This is a genomic window from Sessilibacter corallicola (assembly GCF_021290925.1).
Lineage (GTDB): Bacteria > Pseudomonadota > Gammaproteobacteria > Pseudomonadales > Cellvibrionaceae > Sessilibacter > Sessilibacter corallicola.
On record NZ_JAJSLX010000002.1, the window covers coordinates 1,403,291 to 1,421,293 of the forward strand.

General features: G+C 45.0%; 24 protein-coding genes. 21 read left to right on the top strand and 3 right to left on the bottom strand.

Annotation, left to right across the window (positions count from 1 at the left end; genetic code table 11):
- The first annotated feature begins 1 nt into the window (after position 1).
- The 12 genes from LU361_RS13345 (at position 2) to LU361_RS13400 (ending at position 7,914) form a co-directional block, all read left to right on the top strand.
- Entirely contained in the window at positions 2-1,129 is a 1,128-nt protein-coding gene (locus LU361_RS13345; RefSeq protein WP_233089326.1) for a DUF2213 domain-containing protein, read from the top strand.
- Complete coding sequence (locus LU361_RS13350) at positions 1,129-1,614, top strand: structural cement protein Gp24 (protein ID WP_233089327.1); 486 nt, start codon at positions 1,129-1,131, stop codon at positions 1,612-1,614. Before LU361_RS13345 ends, LU361_RS13350 begins: the two co-directional genes overlap by 1 nt.
- A gap of 4 nt (positions 1,615-1,618) precedes the next feature.
- Positions 1,619-2,599 (top strand): DUF2184 domain-containing protein, encoded by a 981-nt coding sequence (locus LU361_RS13355; RefSeq protein ID WP_233089328.1) that lies wholly within the window; start codon positions 1,619-1,621, stop codon positions 2,597-2,599.
- A 9-nt stretch (positions 2,600-2,608) separates the two neighbouring features.
- On the top strand, positions 2,609-2,824 hold the full coding sequence (locus LU361_RS13360; RefSeq protein WP_233089329.1) for a hypothetical protein: 216 nt from the start codon (positions 2,609-2,611) through the stop codon (positions 2,822-2,824).
- Positions 2,824-3,237, top strand: coding sequence for a DUF4054 domain-containing protein (locus tag LU361_RS13365; protein ID WP_233089330.1), 414 nt, complete (start codon positions 2,824-2,826; stop codon positions 3,235-3,237). The genes LU361_RS13360 and LU361_RS13365 overlap by 1 nt, the downstream gene beginning before the upstream one ends.
- Positions 3,234-3,704, top strand: a complete 471-nt coding sequence (locus tag LU361_RS13370) for a hypothetical protein (protein WP_233089331.1) — start codon at positions 3,234-3,236, stop codon at positions 3,702-3,704. Before LU361_RS13365 ends, LU361_RS13370 begins: the two co-directional genes overlap by 4 nt.
- A complete protein-coding gene (locus LU361_RS13375) occupies positions 3,688-4,035 on the top strand; it encodes a hypothetical protein (RefSeq protein WP_233089332.1) in 348 nt (115 codons plus the stop codon). Before LU361_RS13370 ends, LU361_RS13375 begins: the two co-directional genes overlap by 17 nt.
- Complete coding sequence (locus LU361_RS13380; RefSeq protein WP_233089333.1) at positions 4,028-4,549, top strand: phage neck terminator protein; 522 nt, start codon at positions 4,028-4,030, stop codon at positions 4,547-4,549. Before LU361_RS13375 ends, LU361_RS13380 begins: the two co-directional genes overlap by 8 nt.
- Positions 4,539-5,675 (top strand): DUF3383 family protein, encoded by a 1,137-nt coding sequence (locus tag LU361_RS13385; RefSeq protein ID WP_233089334.1) that lies wholly within the window; start codon positions 4,539-4,541, stop codon positions 5,673-5,675. Before LU361_RS13380 ends, LU361_RS13385 begins: the two co-directional genes overlap by 11 nt.
- Entirely contained in the window at positions 5,675-6,097 is a 423-nt protein-coding gene (locus LU361_RS13390) for a hypothetical protein (protein ID WP_233089335.1), read from the top strand. The genes LU361_RS13385 and LU361_RS13390 overlap by 1 nt, the downstream gene beginning before the upstream one ends.
- Positions 6,094-6,480, top strand: coding sequence for a hypothetical protein (locus LU361_RS13395; protein WP_233089336.1), 387 nt, complete (start codon positions 6,094-6,096; stop codon positions 6,478-6,480). Before LU361_RS13390 ends, LU361_RS13395 begins: the two co-directional genes overlap by 4 nt.
- 150 nt (positions 6,481-6,630) lie before the next feature.
- Entirely contained in the window at positions 6,631-7,914 is a 1,284-nt protein-coding gene (locus tag LU361_RS13400) for a helix-turn-helix domain-containing protein (protein ID WP_233089337.1), read from the top strand.
- A gap of 2 nt (positions 7,915-7,916) precedes the next feature.
- Here the strand turns inward: LU361_RS13400 and LU361_RS13405 are convergent, their stop codons facing one another.
- Together LU361_RS13405 and LU361_RS13410 are read right to left on the bottom strand one after the other, a co-directional pair.
- Positions 7,917-8,444 carry a hypothetical protein gene (locus LU361_RS13405; protein WP_233089338.1) on the bottom strand — a complete coding sequence of 176 codons (528 nt, stop codon included), beginning with the start codon at positions 8,442-8,444 and terminating at the stop codon, positions 7,917-7,919.
- On the bottom strand, positions 8,368-8,772 hold the full coding sequence (locus LU361_RS13410) for a hypothetical protein (RefSeq protein WP_233089339.1): 405 nt from the start codon (positions 8,770-8,772) through the stop codon (positions 8,368-8,370). The genes LU361_RS13405 and LU361_RS13410 overlap by 77 nt, the downstream gene beginning before the upstream one ends.
- Before the next feature lie 231 nt (positions 8,773-9,003).
- Here LU361_RS13410 and LU361_RS13415 point away from each other — a divergent pair, with 231 nt between their 5' ends.
- The 9 genes from LU361_RS13415 to LU361_RS13455 are packed head-to-tail and all read left to right on the top strand — an operon-like array spanning position 9,004 to position 16,381.
- A complete protein-coding gene (locus tag LU361_RS13415) occupies positions 9,004-9,639 on the top strand; it encodes a phage baseplate protein (protein ID WP_233089340.1) in 636 nt (211 codons plus the stop codon).
- The gene (locus LU361_RS13420) at positions 9,636-9,920 is read left to right on the top strand and encodes a phage baseplate plug family protein (RefSeq protein ID WP_233089341.1); all 285 of its coding nucleotides are present in this window, start codon (positions 9,636-9,638) and stop codon (positions 9,918-9,920) included. The genes LU361_RS13415 and LU361_RS13420 overlap by 4 nt, the downstream gene beginning before the upstream one ends.
- Positions 9,913-10,170: a hypothetical protein gene (locus LU361_RS13425; RefSeq protein WP_233089342.1), complete on the top strand. Its 258-nt coding sequence runs from the start codon at positions 9,913-9,915 to the stop codon at positions 10,168-10,170. The genes LU361_RS13420 and LU361_RS13425 overlap by 8 nt, the downstream gene beginning before the upstream one ends.
- The gene (locus LU361_RS13430; protein WP_233089343.1) at positions 10,163-11,089 is read left to right on the top strand and encodes a baseplate hub protein; all 927 of its coding nucleotides are present in this window, start codon (positions 10,163-10,165) and stop codon (positions 11,087-11,089) included. Before LU361_RS13425 ends, LU361_RS13430 begins: the two co-directional genes overlap by 8 nt.
- Positions 11,089-11,733 (top strand): Gp138 family membrane-puncturing spike protein, encoded by a 645-nt coding sequence (locus LU361_RS13435; RefSeq protein WP_233089344.1) that lies wholly within the window; start codon positions 11,089-11,091, stop codon positions 11,731-11,733. Before LU361_RS13430 ends, LU361_RS13435 begins: the two co-directional genes overlap by 1 nt.
- Positions 11,730-12,089 (top strand): contractile injection system sheath initiator, encoded by a 360-nt coding sequence (locus LU361_RS13440; RefSeq protein ID WP_233089345.1) that lies wholly within the window; start codon positions 11,730-11,732, stop codon positions 12,087-12,089. The genes LU361_RS13435 and LU361_RS13440 overlap by 4 nt, the downstream gene beginning before the upstream one ends.
- Complete coding sequence (locus LU361_RS13445; RefSeq protein ID WP_233089346.1) at positions 12,082-13,281, top strand: baseplate J/gp47 family protein; 1,200 nt, start codon at positions 12,082-12,084, stop codon at positions 13,279-13,281. The genes LU361_RS13440 and LU361_RS13445 overlap by 8 nt, the downstream gene beginning before the upstream one ends.
- On the top strand, positions 13,278-15,029 hold the full coding sequence (locus LU361_RS13450) for a baseplate wedge 1 family protein (RefSeq protein ID WP_233089347.1): 1,752 nt from the start codon (positions 13,278-13,280) through the stop codon (positions 15,027-15,029). Before LU361_RS13445 ends, LU361_RS13450 begins: the two co-directional genes overlap by 4 nt.
- Positions 15,029-16,381, top strand: coding sequence for a hypothetical protein (locus LU361_RS13455; RefSeq protein ID WP_233089348.1), 1,353 nt, complete (start codon positions 15,029-15,031; stop codon positions 16,379-16,381). Before LU361_RS13450 ends, LU361_RS13455 begins: the two co-directional genes overlap by 1 nt.
- Before the next feature lie 660 nt (positions 16,382-17,041).
- On the opposite strand, the gene LU361_RS13460 is transcribed toward LU361_RS13455, so the two are convergent.
- Positions 17,042-17,974: a DNA/RNA non-specific endonuclease gene (locus LU361_RS13460; protein WP_233089349.1), complete on the bottom strand. Its 933-nt coding sequence runs from the start codon at positions 17,972-17,974 to the stop codon at positions 17,042-17,044.
- Between the last annotated feature and the right edge of the window lie 29 nt (positions 17,975-18,003).

The following is an 18,003-nucleotide window of genomic DNA, read 5'->3' on the forward strand; positions in this document are numbered from 1 at the left end:
TATGAGAATTTTAGTTAATGATCGCGCTTCGTATGTAATTACGGAGCGTGTCTATTTGGATAACGGCTATTTACGAGTTCCTGGGCGCGTCGCAAGGACGGGCATTCAGGAATATTTAGCGAGCGAGCTTGGCTTAAAAGATCGCAATCCAAATGACATTGTTCGCGTGTACCGGCCACCAGAAGAAGTTTTTAAGCAGGAGTCGTTAGACACCTACAAAAGCGTCGATGTCACCATTGAGCATCCAGCCAAAATGGTTGACACAGAAACCTTCAAAAAAGTCTCCGCTGGTCATGCGGAAAGCGTCGGTTCTACAGACGGCGATTTTGTTGTCTGCGATTTAATCATTAAAGACAAGGCAGCTATTAAGGCTGTTGAGCAAGGCAAAGTCCAACTCAGCGCCGGTTACACCTCTTTTTATGATAACAACGTGCCAGAGGGCGCGGATTACGAATTTATTCAGCGTGACATTCGAATTAATCATGTTGCGCTGGTAGATGCGGCTAGGGCTGGTCCCCAAGCTCGACTATTTGACAACAAACCAGGAGGCAATAAAAAAATGCCATATTTTGTAACGCTCGACTCAGGGACTCAGGTCGAGGTCGCGGACGAAGCTGCAGCTATGAAAATTAATAGCCAGATTGAATCGCTAAAACAAGAAAACAAAGACATGAAGTCCAAAATGTCCGACATGGAAGAGGGCATGGAAAAAGAAAAAGCCGAAAAGGACGCAATGAAGGAGGATTTAAAGGAGGAAAAGAAAAAATCTTCCGATGCGGCTATTGCTAAGCGAATGGGCGAGATTATTAAAGTTCGCGACACAGCAAAAAAAATTGCAGGCGGTGAATTTTCTTGTGACAGCTTGGATGTTGTTGAAATTCAAAAAGCTGCGCTCTCTATCGCTCGTGAATCTGTTGATTGGGATTCTAAATCTAACGCATACATTTCGGCCGCTTTCGATATGGAAGCAGAAAAAGAGGAGTCGGACGAAGACATGGAAGAAAAGAAAAAAGCAAATGACTCGTATCGTCGCTTAGCTGGCGATGCAGAGAAGATCAAGCCTGCAAAAGCCAGTGAGTTCCGTGATTCATTTGAGAAAAAATTAACCTCCGCCTGGAAGGACAAGTAATGCCAGTACAAACAAGCTACTCCACTACGCACAACTCCGCTTACGCAGGCATGCCGGTTGATTTACAGCTTTGCAATAAAGTTTCGAAGTTGAACACTTCTGATGAGCCGATTGCCTATGGAAAGGGAGTGGTATCCAGCACTGAAATAGGCGCGGAGCTTCCAACAAGTTCTTCTACTGCGGCAGAATTTTGCGGCGTTGTCATGTACGAATTAAACCGCGCTCATCGTGACGGCGTTGTTAGTGGCGCGGTTCCAAATTATGAGTTTACAGCCATCAGTTTTGGCGCTGTTTGGGTTGTCGCCGCAAGCGCAGTAACAAGAAGTGACCCTGTGTTTTTGCGGGTTGGCGAAACTCAGACGGGCGACTTTTCTAACGCTGCTGGCACCGGGGCAACAGCTTCCGTGCAAATTCCGAACGCTAAATTCTTGGGTGAAGCGGCTCCGGGGCAGTTAGTTAAAATTTCTTTAGGGTTAGGAGGTTAATCTAATGCCAATGCTAGTTACTGTTACAGATCATAATACGGGCCAAAGTTACACTTACGATGCTGGTCGCCATATCGACACTGCTGACGACGGACTTGGTTTTTTTGTTTCGCAATTATCAAACCTTGAGCAAAAAATTTATGAGGTTAAGTACCGCCACATTGTTTACCAAGAGTACATCCCTATTGACACCTCAGACCCTGAATGGGTGGACGAGGTAACCTATATTAGTTACGACGCAGTCACGTCTGGTAAGTTTGTTGGCGCCAGCGCGTCTGACTTGCCCCGATCGGATATTGAATCTCAGAAAAATACAATCCCGGTATTTTATGGTGGTAACTCCTACGGTTATTCTCTGGACGAGTTGCGAAAATCACAGCAATTGCGCATTCCGGTTGATGCAACTAAAGGCAAAATGTCCTTCCGTGGCTTCCAGGAGCACGCGCAGGAGGTTGCATTTTTCGGTGATGATGAGCGCGATATAACGGGATTAATCAACAATCCTAACGTGCCTCTTGATAATGCAATTATTACAGACTGGGAGGCCGCTACAGGTCAAGAAATCGTATCCGAAATGAACGGGCAATTGCGTAGCGTATGGAAAAATACTGCGAATTCGCAAATTCCAGATACACAGCTCTTATCATCTGATCGGTGGGCAATTATTACCGAAAAGAAAATGGACACAGGCACGGATACAACTGTTCTTGAGTATTACAAAAAGAACAACCTATTTACTTCTCGGACCAACCAACCCCTTGATATAAAGCCTCTTTTGGAGCTCGAAGAAGGGGGTGTTGGTGGTGTCGATCGAATGATTGCGTACGTGAGAGACCCTGAAGTTCTAACAATGCGTATGCCCATGCCGTGGCGCTCACTGACGCCTCAGCCTGACGGTCTTACTGTACTGGTTCCGGCTGAATATAAATTTGGTGGTGTCGAGATTCGTTACCCGGTCGCCGCTCACTATCGAGATTTCCAATAAGGAGTTTTCATGTTTCTAAAAAATAATTCTCGCCGATTAATTTCAATCAATTTTCCGCCTGCAACCGCGAAAGACAAGCCAATTAAGTACGATATCAAGCCGGCCGGTGATCTGGTTGAAGTTGATGACAAAGCTAAGGAATTGCCATTCGTTAAAAAAATGCTGGATATTGGCGATTTGGTTGCAGTAGAGCAAGACCCACCAGCCAAGACTCAAAAGAAATAATGTTAGATATAACCCCTCAAATCATCCGAGACTTTCGGGCGAGACAGGCGTTATTTTCTGACTCTTCGGTTTGGCCTAATTCAGTGCTGCAAATTGCACTGGAAGAGGCTGATACGGAGACAGGCGGCAAGCGTTGGGGTATTTATCAAAATCGATCCAGCAAGCAGCGAGGAATGTTTTTCTTTGCTGCGCACTGGCTAACAGTAAATTACCCTAATGGGGCGAGTGACAATAAAAGTGTAAATGCCTCACCCGCCCTGCAGGTCTCGTCTCGATCCGTTGGTGATGAATCTACATCGTATGCCGTCGCCCCGGCCACAACTCAAGACAGCGCTTTTTTAGGCTCAACGCAGTTCGGACAAGAATTTTTGCGACTGAAAAAGCGTATAGGCATAGGGGCTTTGGTCGTATGATTAAAGTCTCTACTGCTGGGTCTCAGAAAATAAAAAACCGCCTAAGGCAATTTATCGCTGAGCGTGAGCCAAAAAATAAAATCACGATTGGCATTCATGAAGAGGAGGGCGGCAGACCTGATGGTGAGCTGTCAAATGCCGAGTTGGGCGCAGCTCACCATTTTGGTACCGACATTGTGCCAGCTCGCCCCTGGTTGGATGTCGGCGTTTCCCAGGATTTAAAAAAGTACTCCGAAACCATCTCGACTGGGCTCGAAAGCGGGCAGCATCCAGACGAAATCGCAGAGGCTGTTGGCGGTCTAGCGGCTTCCGCTGCGCAAGTTTACATGACTGATTTAAGAGATCCTCCTAACACTCCTGAAACAATTAAAAGAAAAGGGGGCAAGGATAACCCGCTGATTAAAGATGGAGAGCTTAGGGGGTCAATTACCTACAAGGTGCATGGCAAAAATGATTCCACTGAATAATCCGCACGTTGACCGTAACTCGCAATTGGTGCGGGCAATTCGAACACCAAAGAATCAAGTTAACAGCGGAAAATTACCAGAAAGTAAACTTGATATTAGAGACGTTGAAGTTCGACCGGCTACACCCAAAGAAATTAATTTTATTGAGTCGGGCGGCGAGCGAACCATTGAAGTTTTAAATATTTACGTTCGTTCCGGCCCGCTGCTTGATATTGAAAATGGTGATTTTTGGGAGCTGTCAGATCGCACCGGAAAATATCGAGCCATTGTCATGGATAAGCGATTAGCTTCTAAGCGCTGCAAAATCACCATCTCTAAAATCGATGACTAACGAAGAAATATTCAACATCATTTCGCCCATTGTTAAAGCGGTGACCGGTGTTCCTAACTGCATTCTTGCAAATCCAAATGATGATGCCCCGAAAGGCTCTTACTGTTCGATTCAGCCGACACAGAGTATTCGAAAGTGGGGCAAGGGTCGGCGGGTTTATAAGTGCGAAGGCGATGTGTTAACAGAAGATGTTCGCGCCCAAATAATCGCGGAATGCTCTATTAATTTTTATCGAAAAGATGCGCTCGAATTTCCAAAACTATTACTCGACGCAAATTATCGCTCCGATGTCATGGGTGCGTTAATTCTCAACAAGTTAGGCTGGAGCCACACCAGTGATATCAGAAATTTAACGGCGTTGCAGGCTCACAGAAAAGAGTCTCGATCGCAAATATCCATTTACCTCACGTACGAAACATCCAACCCTCATGTAATTAACTACATTGAGCGCGTTCGTTTGACTGTAGGTAACCAAGAAACATTAATCGATACAGGAACCCTCAATGAGCGTTAGTGTAGATCAACTCATCCCAGTGACAACGCGAATTAATCCGGCCGGGATTGGCTTCGCTAATTTCGGCTCTGCGACCATGTTTTCTCCTAGCGGCGAATCCCCGTCTGGAGTATCGCCAGGTGATAGACGCGTGTATTCCAGTCTGTCAGAGTCAGGCGCAGATTACGCAACCGGAACTCAAACCTACCAGGCGTTAAATCGATGGTTTGGCAATATCCCGCGCGGTCGACAAGTCACTGTTTACACCTACGACCAAGATGAGGCCAATATTGCCGACGTTCTCAATGAGGCTCGGGACAAATTTTATTGGTACTGGACATTTTTTACGGCATCCGTATACAGCAATGGTGCAATGGTCGGTGATATTTCTGATTGGCATCTTGCCAATGACAGTTTTTTTATCAACTGCCAAACCGGTGATGCCGCCGCAGCTATTCGTGACATTAATACAACCACGGATATGGCCAGCGAATTTACAAGTCAAGGGTTCCGTCGCACCCATACATTTACGCACGCAACCGATCCCTACGCCGGCATTGCCTTGGCGCCCTGGTTTGCCTCAGTGAATTACAGCGCTGCTGCCTCAACTATCACCGGTGAATATAAAAAATTAACGGGCGTGCAAGAAGAAAGTTTATCAAGTTCCGCCGTAAAAGCCATGAAGGCGAAAAAAGTCGGTTTTTATGGTGTAGTGGATTTGCAAGGCCAAACCGACAATGGCCGGGTAATTAATTCAATTACTCACTCCTCCTTTGATGAATACATCGATAGTGTCGTTGATCTTGACGCTTACATTAATGCGAAAAAAGTTCGACTGTATAACACCATTGCAAATCAGCCGAATAAATTACCGCAAACTATTTCAGGGCAGCAGCTATTAATTTCTGAAAGCGAGCTGATTGGCGAGCAGTACATTGCTAACGGTTATCTCGGAGAGCGCCAATACACCGATATCGATACCGGCTTACAGCGATTCACTCGCGGATACGAGATTTTAACTCAACCAGAAGACATCTTATCGATACCCAACGAAGATCGTCGCGATCGACTCGCAGCGCCTATGCGTGAGTTGGTTTTTCCTGCCGGAGCAATTCACGGCGTTAACCTAACAATGGATATTTTCTAATGGCTCTAACAGACTTTTCTCCCTCCGGCAATATTGTTCATGTTAATGGCCGTGAAATTACAGGCTGGGGCGAGAGTGACCCCCCGTATACGGATGCGCCAATCGACCCTAAAAATGCAATGAAGCGCGGGACAAACAAAAATGCAATTAAAACTAAGCGAGATAATCCGGGGCGCACCATAACCATTAATGTTATGCCAGGAACTTCAGACGCCTCCTTTTTGCAGGGGCTATTTAACTCTGGCGCAACAGTTAGCTTAACCCGAGTGCAGATTGGAACGCTTGAAAAATCCATTGGCACTGAAGGCGTGATCACCAACGACGGCACTGTTGGTCGCGGTGGTCAGGCTCCCAATATTTCGGATGACCAATTTACTATTGAATTTAACCTATGGAACGCAACTAAAGGCGGCAACGAATGATTGAATCAGTAACTATTAAAGACAAAACGTTTAATATTCCTCAAGCGAGTGCTGTGCAGCAGGCTGAGTTAATTCAGGTGGCCGGTGGGAGAATTGCATTTTCCAGCTCAAAGTCTGATAACGCGATCGACGTTAACCTAATTAAAGGCTCGCTGATAACAATTGGCACAGATAATTTAATGAAAATTAAATCTCTTGTGTTTGATCGAATTCACCTGAGTGGCGAAAGCGAGCCTGTGGGCATCGAATTCTTTCAGGGGCAGATCGACATGTTTTACACCTTGCTTGCAGAAGCGATACGGGTGAACCTGCAAGATTTTTTTATATCGCTGGACAACGCAAAAAAAGGCATAAACCCTCCAAGCTCAAGCGCGGTCCAGTAAATTACTTCTTAATGCGTCCTTGCCTGGGAATTCCTAACTACTCCCCGCCGCTTTGCTCGTGGTCTGAGCTAAACAATGGCACTTATTCGATAGCAGACGTAATGTTATTTAATTACGTGCTTGAAGATGCGATTAAAGAGATGAAGTAAAATGAAAATCGACAATTTTGTAATTGGTCTTGGTTACGACTACGACAACCAAGGGGCGAAAGATGCAGAGTCTGGTCTTGATTCTCTTGTTGGCAAAGCGAAAGGTTTAGGCGCTGTATTAGCAGGCGCCTTTACGGTAAATGGATTAAAAAATCTGGCATTTGATTTCGCTGAGCGGAACGATGATTTTGGGAAATTCTCTGAAACTATTGGCGTGTCGGCTAGCGGAGTTTCCGCGCTTGATGCTGCATTGCAGGGGTTTAATGGTGCGCCGGGAGAGGCTATTTCTCAGCTAAGAACCATTGCTGATCTTCGGCAGGAAATTTTATCGGGGCAATACAGGGATGCCGCAGATGTTTTGGGGCTAAGTACAGCGCCGATTCGCGAGGCGACAAATAGCCTTGAAGCTTATTTGGTAATCGCTGATCAGCTTAGTAAATTTGATAATGCTGAACGCGTAAATGCAATTACCAAAGCTCTAGGGCTTTCCGAGGCAAGCCAATTGTTCCTTGCTAGCGGCTCTGAAAATGTTCGATCGACTATTGATTACTTCCAAGAGGTTCGGCCGATAACGGATGAAATGACAAAAAATGCAGCGGCATTCAATGATGCGGTATTGTTGCTCGAACAAAACGTCGGTGCCGTATCCGATATTATTGGTAATAATTTGGCTAATTCATTAACGGGTTTTATTGGCGATGTTAATAAATTCTTTGATGAAAATCGGGAGGCGATAGGGGAGGTTGCCAATAACCCATTTAAGGCGTATGCAAGATCAAATATAACGACACCATTCTTGCCGTCTGATGATGACGTGTTTAGTGTCTTTGATCATGCTGCCGCATTTCTCGGATCGGAAACAGCAAAAGAAAATCTAAGAGCCCAAGATCTGTATGAGCAGTCACTGGAAAATCCGACAATCTACGGGGGGCTAAATTACTCCAATGGCGATTTTGACGATGTGCCGGCGCTAGCAGCTCCAGAGGTCGACCCGATAGAGTTCTCTGCCGTACTCAATGGTCATGATCCGAATGAAACGGAGACACTAGACCCAAACATCATGTCAGATATGGTGCCGGGTCCAGAGGCACTTTTTCAGGATATACAGGCAGCTCAAGCGCCAAAAATAGTAATCCCTGAAATCGTAGTTAAAGCAGTTAATGACAAGGTGCCTATCCAAAACAATATTTATTTGGATGGGCAGCAAATTAAAACCATCATCGATACGCACATAAGACAGATGAATGCCAAAGTAATTGAGGATATTAGATCTCCAGTTGATTAGCTTTATAGCTTGGAGCACTTGCCTCTTTCAATGTGTGGGGTGTCATACTCCTTAGTCCAATAGCCTGTGGTGTTGGTCCGTATGTAATTGCCTGTTTCGGACGAGTAAGTTAAGGAGCCCCTGTTGGAAAGGCAGTACAAGCCAAACGGATATTTTTTTGAAAATACCCGGCATAAGTAATCTGGCTTGTCTTTCCCGATTTCTGTTGCAGAAAATGGCACACTCTTATCGTAGCGAGGGCTGCTTTTGTCTACAGGCTTTAGGATGTATTTAATCTCGTCGACTTTAAATTTAGCTGTATTCCAGACTCCATCCTCTTTGGCAAATCCTGTGGACTGCTCGGCTACACAGAGGTAAGTGTCCTCAAGTCCGGCGTGAGCAGGGGAGACTGAAAGGTGCAGCGCGCAAATAGTTAATGCTAGTTTTTTAAACATCGAATTTTTCATATGGTATTTACTTTTTCCCAAATATTCTTGATAGGAGAGATCGTTTTTTTGTCTTAATTTCTCCATTTTCGGCCCATTTGTCATAGTCGATGCCGATCTTTTCGAACTGCATTTTTCTTTCAATTGGGTCGTTAGCTTTAATGAGGACTGTTACCAGCTCATCGGTTGTTTCGTAGTTGGATATTGATTGGTCGTCCGTCTCGTAGGCGTCGCCAAGAATGTGCGGAAAAAGTTTTCTCGGCCCCCAGGAGTTGTAGTATTTTCTGCATTGGTTTTCGGTTCCAAAAATTTGACCATATTTACCGCAAAGTAGAGCGTGAGTAATTCTTAGTCTCGGTCCATTTGCTTCTTTGGCCCTCTTAATTTGATCCTCGTTTAGCTTTACGAGAATTACAGGCTGTTTGTTGTCCATGCTAACCTCAGTCCAAAATAAAGGTTCAAGATATAAGAAGACTTGTATGGAAGAAAGAGGGATCCGGGAAATGTTCATGATCGAACTTTTACGCCTTAGGCGCGAATTTTATAAGTCATTGATTTTAATGAAAAAATTATCAGTAAATGCTAGACCAATCTCAATTTAACACTTTAGTTTATGCCTATAACGACACTATTAACTCGTGAGTCACCCAAATTAGGCTCACTAATGTTTGATGCTGTACTTGAGGAGACGGTGAATGCTGAGGCGCAATTAACTGGCTACACCGCCGAATCTGGCGTCAGCGTTGTTGATCACCGAGTGCTGTCGCCCATTAAATGGACAATGACCGGTGGACTATCAAATAACCCGCTGCGCATATCGGCGACCGATTTCACTGGCTTGCTGAGTGATATTGTTGAGAACAGCATCGGCGATTTAATTGGGAATGGCGCCGCTCAACTTGGCCTTGGATTGGCTGCTGGGCTTTTATCTGGACCCGCCGAAACTCGAACTTCTGAGGCTATGTATTCGCTATTGTTGGACCTTTGGGCGAGTGGCGAGGAGTTTGATGTCGTTACCGGTGATATAACTCTGGTAAACATGTCGGTTGTGAAGGTAAGCCGTACCAACGATATCGACAATGAAGGAGCGTTGATTTTTCAGGTCGAGCTTCAAGAGTTGCCGCGCTTGGGCCGAATACAGCAGCAGGGGGGAACAGGCATAAAGCGGCCCACTACGGATATGAGCGAACCCTCGGCAACCTCCATTGGTGATCGAGTTAATAGAGGTTTAGTTTCTCTTCGCGAGGTTGGTGAAACAATCAACGAAGAAGTTAACGACGTGCTGGGCATTTTCTTATGATGGAAATACCACTCACCGCTGGAATTCCGTTTCAGCAATTTGATGTCTCACTAGGCCGAATTCGAATTACATTTGAATTAAATTATGTCCAGTCTGGGCAGTGGTCTATGAATTTATACCGCCAGCAAGAATTAATTGCCGCCGGTCTTATGTTGGAATCTGGTGTCGATTTGACGCGAGGTCGATTTTTAGGAATCGGCTCTCTTGTTTTTATTGGTGATGACACCACGTTTACCAATCTTGGAATTAATAATCGCTTAATATGGGTACCCAATGAATAATAGAGATGCATTTTCGCAATGCCGAGCAATTGAAAATTTAATGCATGCCACTTTAGCGTTTGATGAGTGCGGCATGGTTGAAAAAGAAAATTATTTGTCAGAGCTTGAATCCTTTAGTCAAATCAAGGTTAAGCTCGGTAGCCTAAATATTACCGGTGAAGCTTTGGCGGACGTTGATCCGAAAATCAAAGAAACCCTGGATAACACTTTTAAAAAATATCAATCAATAATTAGCGGTGTGAATGTCTAATTACTTTGGTCGGCGGTGGGCTATCTTTCTGGATGGTGCGCCGTTTATTAGCCCTTTAAATCCCAGAGAAAACACGCAAAATAGCTTACTTTCCATTCCCAGAGAGTTTAAAATAACCTTCGATGTTATTCTCGACGCAGGCTCTTTTAATTCGTATCTTGATTTAAAAATCTGGGGATTATCGGAACAATCGGTTCAAACGCTTTTGAATTCAACCCCCGCTAGGGACTCAAACGGAAAAGCAATTCCAGGAAAGGTTATTGAGCTGTCCGCCGGTTACGTTGATAACTTTGGTTCTATTTTTTCGGGCCGTATTCGCAACGCCTTTTTAACGTATGACCCACCAAGCAGAGTGGTTCAAATTATCGCAGGAAGCGGGGCAATAGCCGGGGTTTTAAATAAAACCATACCCAATAATTCAACGGTAGTTGATGCCATTGAGTTTTGCGCCGATGCGATGGGCTTGGAATTAATCATTAACAAAAACTCTTTTGCGGGTGATCCAGTTTTTCTATCTGGCAGACGATTAAATGCTGATCCAAGAAGAGAATTGAACATCCTGGCTCGCTCGTTCGATTTTACGTACATAGAAGATCAAGGCCAGTTAGTTGTAACAAAAACCAGAGAGCCAAGAGAGGGCAGTGTCAGAAGGGTAAGCTACCTCACCGGCATGGAAGGCATACCGGAAATCACTGAAATTGGATGTGATGTAAATTTACGGCTTTCTCCCGATATTAAAATTAATGATTTAATTGAAGTCGAGTCTCGATTAAAAACGTTTAATTTTAGTAATCTCTATTTGCAGGATGTCCCAGCAAATGCAGGATCGGGACAATACAAAGTTTTCAGAATTAAGCACTCTGGTGATAGCTGGGGTGATTTGTACACAACCAATCTTGAGTGTATACGCCCCAATTAATGAATACTAAACTTATAGATCCTACAGAACTGCACAGGGTTGTATTTCTGGAACTGATCAAAGATCTGAATACATCGATAGTTGGACACGTAAAGGCGTTTGACCCAGAAACTCAATACGTCCAATTTCAACCAGGGATTAATCAGCGCATTGATGGCGAACAAGTCCCGCATGATATTTTGATTAATGTGCCTGTGTTTATTTACGGTGACAGCGATTATTTTATCGAGAATCAAATATTGCCCAATACCGAGGGCGTTGTATTTTTCTCTCAGCGCTGCATTGATAATTGGAAGAATAGCGGCGGGCTTGCTGATAACTTAATTCGCGGCACCCACGGCTTTAATGATGGAATGTTTTTTCCGGGCGTACGCTCTCAGCCGAATAAGATTTCCAACCATGCCAATGATGGAATTCGGTTGAGGAATAAATCAGGCAATCAATTTATCTGGCTTAAGCGCGACGGTGGAATTCAATTCAGCTCCTCCTACACCGAATTTAATACCGGTGATTTTACCGTTAACGCCAACAACTTTAATGTTAACGCCGATTCGTTTACTCACAACAATATTGATGTTGGTGAAAGCCACAATCACGGCGGGGTGGATCGCGGATCAGGCAATACGGACCCAGCAAACGCATGACTGTACGCAGACTCACCCCTGATGGTGATATCGCAACTTCCAGCCAGCAATTTATCTCAGGCATCGACGAGGTTGCACAGACAATTAGAACTCGCTGGAAATTATTTCTTGGTGAATATTTTCGAGACGTCAGCGAGGGCACGCCTTGGTTTCAGCGAATATTAGTTAAAAACCCCAACCCCGATGAAATTAACGCAATATTAAAAACTCGAATTGTTCGTACTCAAGGCGTTATTCAGGTGCTGAGATTCGAGCCTACCTTTGATGTTCAATCAAGAACGTATTCTATTTTTGCCAGTGTGCTAACGCAGTTTGGCGAGCTGTCGTTGACTTTGGATGAGGTGCCTAATGGCTGATGTTTTATCAAATGGGTATTTATTAAAAACCCAGGATGAATATTTCGAAGAAGAGATCGCCCTCTACCGAGAAATTGATCCAAATTGGAACTTAGACTCGTCAACACCGGATGGATTAAAAGCGGCGAGCGATGCCGAAATTTTTTCTATACTCGACCAGGCTCTTCAACAGGCTTACAACTCCAAAGATCCGAGCCAAGCCCGAGACGGAGACCTTGATACTATTTGCTCTCTAACCGGAACGGAGCGCGATTTAGGATCATTCAGTACGGTTGAAATTCGTGTTTTCGGCGTTGATGGAACCACGATCGAAGAGGGCAGCTTGGTAGAGTCAGAGGATGGCACACGCTGGTCCACCAATCGAGATGTGAACATTTCAGGTGGGTTTGGCGTGGTGACAGCGACGGCGACCACGCTAGGTGCAATTGAAGCGCCTCCCGGTACTGTAACCCGAATTATCACGGTGACCGGCGGTTGGCAATCCGTTTCAAACATACAGCCCGCCACGCCCGGAAGAGGTCGACAAAGCAACGCGTCTCTTCGTCGAGAACGGCAATTGACTGTGGGTAGACCGTCAGACGGACAGCTCGACTCAATTATTGGCGAGGTTTTTGCGGTTACTGGCGTTCGATCTGTTGTTGCCAATCACAACATCACGGTCGATCCTATTGATTCGAACGGTGTACCCATTGGCAGAACCTACATCATTGTTGATGGTGGAAATAATGCGGAAATTGCCCGTGCGATTTATTCCAAGCATTCGGCCGGGTCGCCACTTTTCGCAGCGGGCACCCCAATTATTGAGCGCGTCCAGTCTCTTAAATACCCGCAACAATTTACTGATATTTTATTTAGCCGCCCCTTGTATGCGGATATGGAGGTGCGGATAGTTGTGGATAACGACGGAACTCTTCCAGGCACAGCCTCTAACCTTATCGAAAATTCCATACTGCGCTACATCGATGCCAATGAAATACAGGATGGATTTAATACTAGCGGTTTTGGTATTGGTGATAATGTGCCCGTATCTCGATTAAGTACACCAATCAACCAAATTATCGGAGCTTTTGGAAATAGCTCAATTCAATCACTCACTGTTAACGGCATGTCGTCCGGTGAAGTAGTTCCAATCCAGTACAACCAAACCTCCCGCTGGACTCGCGCCAATATCATTGTGAGCGTTGTTCAATGACGATTAATTACACCTCATCATTTGTTAATAGATTTTTCGAAGCGGAGTATCTGCATGCCGCGGTATTTGACGGAAACCTCTATTTTTCTCTGGGTGAGTCTGCGTCAAGCTCTCCTCGACTGATCAGATTGGGTGTTGATGAGAATTCCGCATTTTTAACTGCAAACATACCCAATGCCAGAGAATTTAACGGGCTCGCTTCATTTAATGGTCGCCTGATTGGATTTATTGCTGAGTCTGAATTTAACCGGTCATCGTCGGACCATGGGTTTTATTTCTCTGATGATGGGCTGACTTGGGAGAAATCCAATGATCTAGAATCATCATCGACGCGATTCATGAACTTTGCGGTTGGTTCCGACCGAATTATTGCAGTCGGCCTTGAAACTGACCCTCAATTTCAGGGAATGGGGCGGCTATTCGAATCGACCGATGGTGTGCGGTGGACTGGTGGTGAATTTGTCTCGCGAGTTCAAGAGTCAGACGGCGCTCTGCAATACTCGGATGACCTAAGCGGATTTTTCAGAATTGCGCCCTACCAAGACGACCACTATCAAAAATTCTTAACCGCTGGATCTGGCGGTAATTTTGAATTAGTTGTGACCGATTCAATTGATGATGACGGATTCCCGTTTGTTGCCGCTGGAGCTTATTATCGCCGAGAATTTTTTAGCTCATTAACTCCAACGGCAAATATTCGAAAAGCCGGCAGTATCGGTGACCCGCTGACCGACCTGGAGAATATACCGCGAGAATCATTTGGCGCTATCGGCTCAAGTGAGCCCGGTCAAAATGTCATTACGAACTTTATCGAATTCAATGGAATTTTATTTGGTCGATCGATTTCGAGACTGGAATATTATGATATTAATTCTAAAGAGTTTAAATCACTTTCCGTTGGAAATAGACAGCCCAGCAACCTGGGCAGACCCGCCCCGCTAGTCGTATTCAGTGGCGGGCTCTATGTAACGTTTGGATCAACAATCTATCGAATCGAGGCCAGTCTAGCCGAGCCTCCGCCGCCACTTCCCGACCCGGAGCCGACTCCTGAACCAGAACCCGAGCCGGAGCCTGATCCAGAGCCCGATCCTGAACCGGAGCCAGAACCAGATCCAGTGGTAATAGGTGGGAATACATTCGAGGATTTTCCCACTCCAGAAGTGGAGCCGGTTTCAAATCCAAATTTTCCCAATAGAAACTACGCTCAGTATCGCGGCAAACCAAACATTGAGCGATGGCTACAAATAAACCCCACGATTGCTGAAAAACTTTATAGAAAAATTGAAGAGGTTCGACGCTCGTACGAAATTGATTTCGTTGGCGGCGAAGCACTTAATGTGATCGGCCGAATCGTTGTCTTGCCGCGCGCAGTGTCGGCAGTTATTGAAACTGCATACACTGAGTTTGGTAATGATGGTGACGAATTTGGCGGCGATGAATCTGAATTTGAGCCAATATTTGCCAATACATCAATCGATTTTTTCGACGGATTATTTCGCATATTGATTCGAGCAAAAATTCATAAAAATAATTCGAATACAACGGTTGACAGCTTGATCACTGCTGCAAATATTATTGCTCCAAGTAACACTTGCACGGTTATCGATAATGGCGATCGATCACTTTCTCTGAATTTTTCCAATGCGTTATCGAGAATCGAAAAATTAATACTCGATTTATTTGGGGCTCAAATTCTGCCAATCGCGCATGGAGTTAAATTCAACGGATACAACGACGGTACTAATTAATGGCTAATTCTTTATCTGATGCATATGGTGAGCGAGCCACGCTACCAACGCCAGAATATCCCAACGGAAGTTTTAAAGATCGGCAGAGCGATGTGTCGAGAGGAACGCCTGTCGGCACAGCCTGGGGTGACGATTTTTTAGGATTCCTGGATTCATTTTTAGTGGCTGTTGGTCTGGCACCCAGCGGGAGCGCGGACACAGCAATCAACTCTCAGCGATTCCAGGTTTTGCTTGAGTTGATCGCAGGTCGAGGCCAGTTTGTTTCGGTAACCACAAACGGCTCTGTCATTGAGTTAAGCAATCCATTTCCCGAACAACAAAAGCCGCAGAGTTATTTTGATGGGATGGCGTTAACATTTCGCACAGACGCGCTGGTTGGCGTTAACACTCGAATAAACGCTTTTGGCTTGGGTAATCGAGAGATTCTCTTGAGTAATGGCAATCAGCTAAATGCTCAGGATTTAAATCGCATAGTTACTATTATTTATAATGCCGAACAAAACCGGTTTGAAATACCGGTAACGCCATCAAGCAGAATTGTCGACCAGATTGACCGTGGATTGCTTCCGGGCGCAACATCTGGATTAGTTGGGGCGGTCAGGGAGGCTACCTCGGCAGAGGCTGCGAGCAGATCAAGTGTGCGTGCGTACATGAGGCCGAATCACGTCCCTCGACAGGCCACAAGCAATGAGGTGATGATGCGGTTAAATTCAGGCGCCTATATCACCTCTGACCAACTGCCCCCATTCGCAACACAATCACAGGTGGATTCTCGGTCCGGGCTGGATGTATTTTTACGGCCAGCGCATCTACCGCCATTCGCAAGCGCTGCTCAAGTTGATTCTCGATCGACTGCGCTTGCATTTTTAAGGCCGAGAGATTTGCCACCGTTCGCCACACCCTCTCAGATAAGCAATCGATTTAATGTCGACGCAATCCCGCGACCTAGCGATATTCCTCGGCAGGCGACAAATTCTGAGGTGCAAAATTATTCCAATGTCACGGCATTTGTTGCACCTGACCAACTTGATTTAATGCATCGTAATTTTTCCCGAACATTTGCTTATGCGGTTCGCGGTAGATATACGTTTAACCACGGGCTAGGAGGTGCGCCAACTCGGGCGTGGATTGTCGCTCGTGCGCTTGTTGCTCGCGATGGATACAGCGTGGGACAGGAACTTGTTTTATCGGATTACAGCTCAGAGCATGGCGCCATCATATTGTGGACATCAACACAGATAACGATACAGGCTGGATCTGACGGCATAATTGTATTTGGCACTAACGGGAATTCTACAAGTCGGTCAATTTCTGATTTTTCATTTACGGTTCATGCAGAGAGAAGATTGTAGATAGCTCTCCCTTTGCAAGAAGAGCACCTCGAATTAAAAATTAAATTTCTTTTAAATCCAGTCTTTAAAAATTCGAATACATAAGCAAACGAGTGCCTTCACTAATATGTATGATCGAATTAAGAGCGGGATGATTGTTGTGGGCGGTGGCCATAAGCTCCGCATGAGCCTCATGAAATATAACAGAATTGATTTCATATTGATCTCCTATACGCTCGCGCTTAGATGTAATAAAAGAAACGTAACAGATGGTGGCAGCCTTCATGTTACGCATATAATTAAATGATTAGTCGCTGCCCAATGTCAAGAAATCAATTGGTTTTGCAGGTAAAGAAAAAGAAAAGTACAGCCTTCCGTCTATAACCATTTTGCTTAGTGTAAAAAACTTATAACTTTTAATGGCTATTGACAGTACATTTGATTCTGGAATTTTTATATTTAATAAATTTTTAAGAAGAAATTTTACTAAGAACCCTTGGTAATAAAGATGATAATTTAAATATTAAAATATTTTTCATCCGGGGCGGTTGGCTATAAAAAGTATTTTTAGATTTAACTCAATGTGTTACATTTCAATCTACGGTTCCGTCTGATCTCCTATCGCGCGTGCACCGTATTCTGGGCGGAAGAGGTGGCAGCTTCTCCGCCCAACCTTTCTAACTACTCAATCCCCAGCCACTCAAGCCAGGTGCCTTTTGTGCTCGATTCTCGTAGTAATTTCTTGCCCTCCTCGATCTCAGAAAAAAAGCTCAGTCCCGTTGCTGCCTCAACTACATCAATTGACACAATGCACTCAGACGGCCATTTGTTTGCTGGATCATCAATCGAGCAGCCACCCTCAACATCGCCCGAGTGATCGAATAGAAATGCCACTGCCTCATTTCGATCGGGATCAACGACAACTTTAAAAAATCCATGTGGCACGCCAATTTTCCATTTGCTTTTGGACTTTTCTCTATTACCAATCTTTTCCACTTCCACATCATCAATAAATACGGTACCGGCGAGCAATTGCAGGTCTCTACCGTTATCGATTAGATTTCTAACGTCAGACTCTAATAGCCACCACAATCCAGGTTGCCCATTGAATCTGCTGTGATACTGAGGGGCGATATTTGCCATTGAATTGATCTCCAATACAGTGCAGGCATCGTCGATGTCCTCTACTGCTAGCGTTTCCTCAATCTCTGCATCCAAACCGTCATGATCTCGATCGCCACCGGAAATAAAATACGGAACTATGTGTCCGCGGGCAAAGTTGTCATCAGAGTGAAACCAGCCAACATAATCTTTGGTTGATACAGTTGTTAATTCTGGATCTCTACGAAATGTACTCCAGCGTGATTTTCGTTTAGGTGTGTCGCGGTAGGGTTTTGTGGCATGCCATGCGGCCCAACGAGGGACCAGGTGCTCTTTATTGTAGGAAAACACATAGGCGCGCCTTTCGAACAGCTCAGAATTATCAAGAGGGCCGCCCCACAAATGTTCAGCGATACTGTCCTCTTCTTGGGATTCTGAGAGGGTGCAATCATTTAGGCTAATCGCAAATGCATTTACAGAAATTATTGAGAGTATTAATGGCAGGTATTTCATCACGTCACCTTTTATTGGGTTTTTCGTGA

Bases quoted from the DNA above. Each gene is read 5' to 3' on its own strand.
- LU361_RS13425 (WP_233089342.1), top strand. From the start codon at position 9,913: ATGAATAATAGAGATGCATTTTCGCAATGCCGAGCAATTGAAAATTTA.
- LU361_RS13345 (WP_233089326.1), top strand. From the start codon at position 2: ATGAGAATTTTAGTTAATGATCGCGCTTCGTATGTAATTACGGAGCGT.
- LU361_RS13355 (WP_233089328.1), top strand. From the start codon at position 1,619: ATGCCAATGCTAGTTACTGTTACAGATCATAATACGGGCCAAAGTTAC.
- LU361_RS13370 (WP_233089331.1), top strand. From the start codon at position 3,234: ATGATTAAAGTCTCTACTGCTGGGTCTCAGAAAATAAAAAACCGCCTA.
- LU361_RS13405 (WP_233089338.1), bottom strand. From the start codon at position 8,444: ATGACAAATGGGCCGAAAATGGAGAAATTAAGACAAAAAAACGATCTC.
- LU361_RS13415 (WP_233089340.1), top strand. From the start codon at position 9,004: ATGTTTGATGCTGTACTTGAGGAGACGGTGAATGCTGAGGCGCAATTA.
- LU361_RS13455 (WP_233089348.1), top strand. From the start codon at position 15,029: ATGGCTAATTCTTTATCTGATGCATATGGTGAGCGAGCCACGCTACCA.
- LU361_RS13360 (WP_233089329.1), top strand. From the start codon at position 2,609: ATGTTTCTAAAAAATAATTCTCGCCGATTAATTTCAATCAATTTTCCG.
- LU361_RS13380 (WP_233089333.1), top strand. From the start codon at position 4,028: ATGACTAACGAAGAAATATTCAACATCATTTCGCCCATTGTTAAAGCG.
- LU361_RS13420 (WP_233089341.1), top strand. From the start codon at position 9,636: ATGATGGAAATACCACTCACCGCTGGAATTCCGTTTCAGCAATTTGAT.
- LU361_RS13385 (WP_233089334.1), top strand. From the start codon at position 4,539: ATGAGCGTTAGTGTAGATCAACTCATCCCAGTGACAACGCGAATTAAT.
- LU361_RS13390 (WP_233089335.1), top strand. From the start codon at position 5,675: ATGGCTCTAACAGACTTTTCTCCCTCCGGCAATATTGTTCATGTTAAT.
- LU361_RS13400 (WP_233089337.1), top strand. From the start codon at position 6,631: ATGAAAATCGACAATTTTGTAATTGGTCTTGGTTACGACTACGACAAC.
- LU361_RS13350 (WP_233089327.1), top strand. From the start codon at position 1,129: ATGCCAGTACAAACAAGCTACTCCACTACGCACAACTCCGCTTACGCA.
- LU361_RS13450 (WP_233089347.1), top strand. From the start codon at position 13,278: ATGACGATTAATTACACCTCATCATTTGTTAATAGATTTTTCGAAGCG.
- LU361_RS13460 (WP_233089349.1), bottom strand. From the start codon at position 17,974: ATGAAATACCTGCCATTAATACTCTCAATAATTTCTGTAAATGCATTT.
- LU361_RS13430 (WP_233089343.1), top strand. From the start codon at position 10,163: ATGTCTAATTACTTTGGTCGGCGGTGGGCTATCTTTCTGGATGGTGCG.
- LU361_RS13440 (WP_233089345.1), top strand. From the start codon at position 11,730: ATGACTGTACGCAGACTCACCCCTGATGGTGATATCGCAACTTCCAGC.
- LU361_RS13365 (WP_233089330.1), top strand. From the start codon at position 2,824: ATGTTAGATATAACCCCTCAAATCATCCGAGACTTTCGGGCGAGACAG.
- LU361_RS13395 (WP_233089336.1), top strand. From the start codon at position 6,094: ATGATTGAATCAGTAACTATTAAAGACAAAACGTTTAATATTCCTCAA.
- LU361_RS13435 (WP_233089344.1), top strand. From the start codon at position 11,089: ATGAATACTAAACTTATAGATCCTACAGAACTGCACAGGGTTGTATTT.
- LU361_RS13445 (WP_233089346.1), top strand. From the start codon at position 12,082: ATGGCTGATGTTTTATCAAATGGGTATTTATTAAAAACCCAGGATGAA.
- LU361_RS13410 (WP_233089339.1), bottom strand. From the start codon at position 8,772: ATGGACAACAAACAGCCTGTAATTCTCGTAAAGCTAAACGAGGATCAA.
- LU361_RS13375 (WP_233089332.1), top strand. From the start codon at position 3,688: ATGATTCCACTGAATAATCCGCACGTTGACCGTAACTCGCAATTGGTG.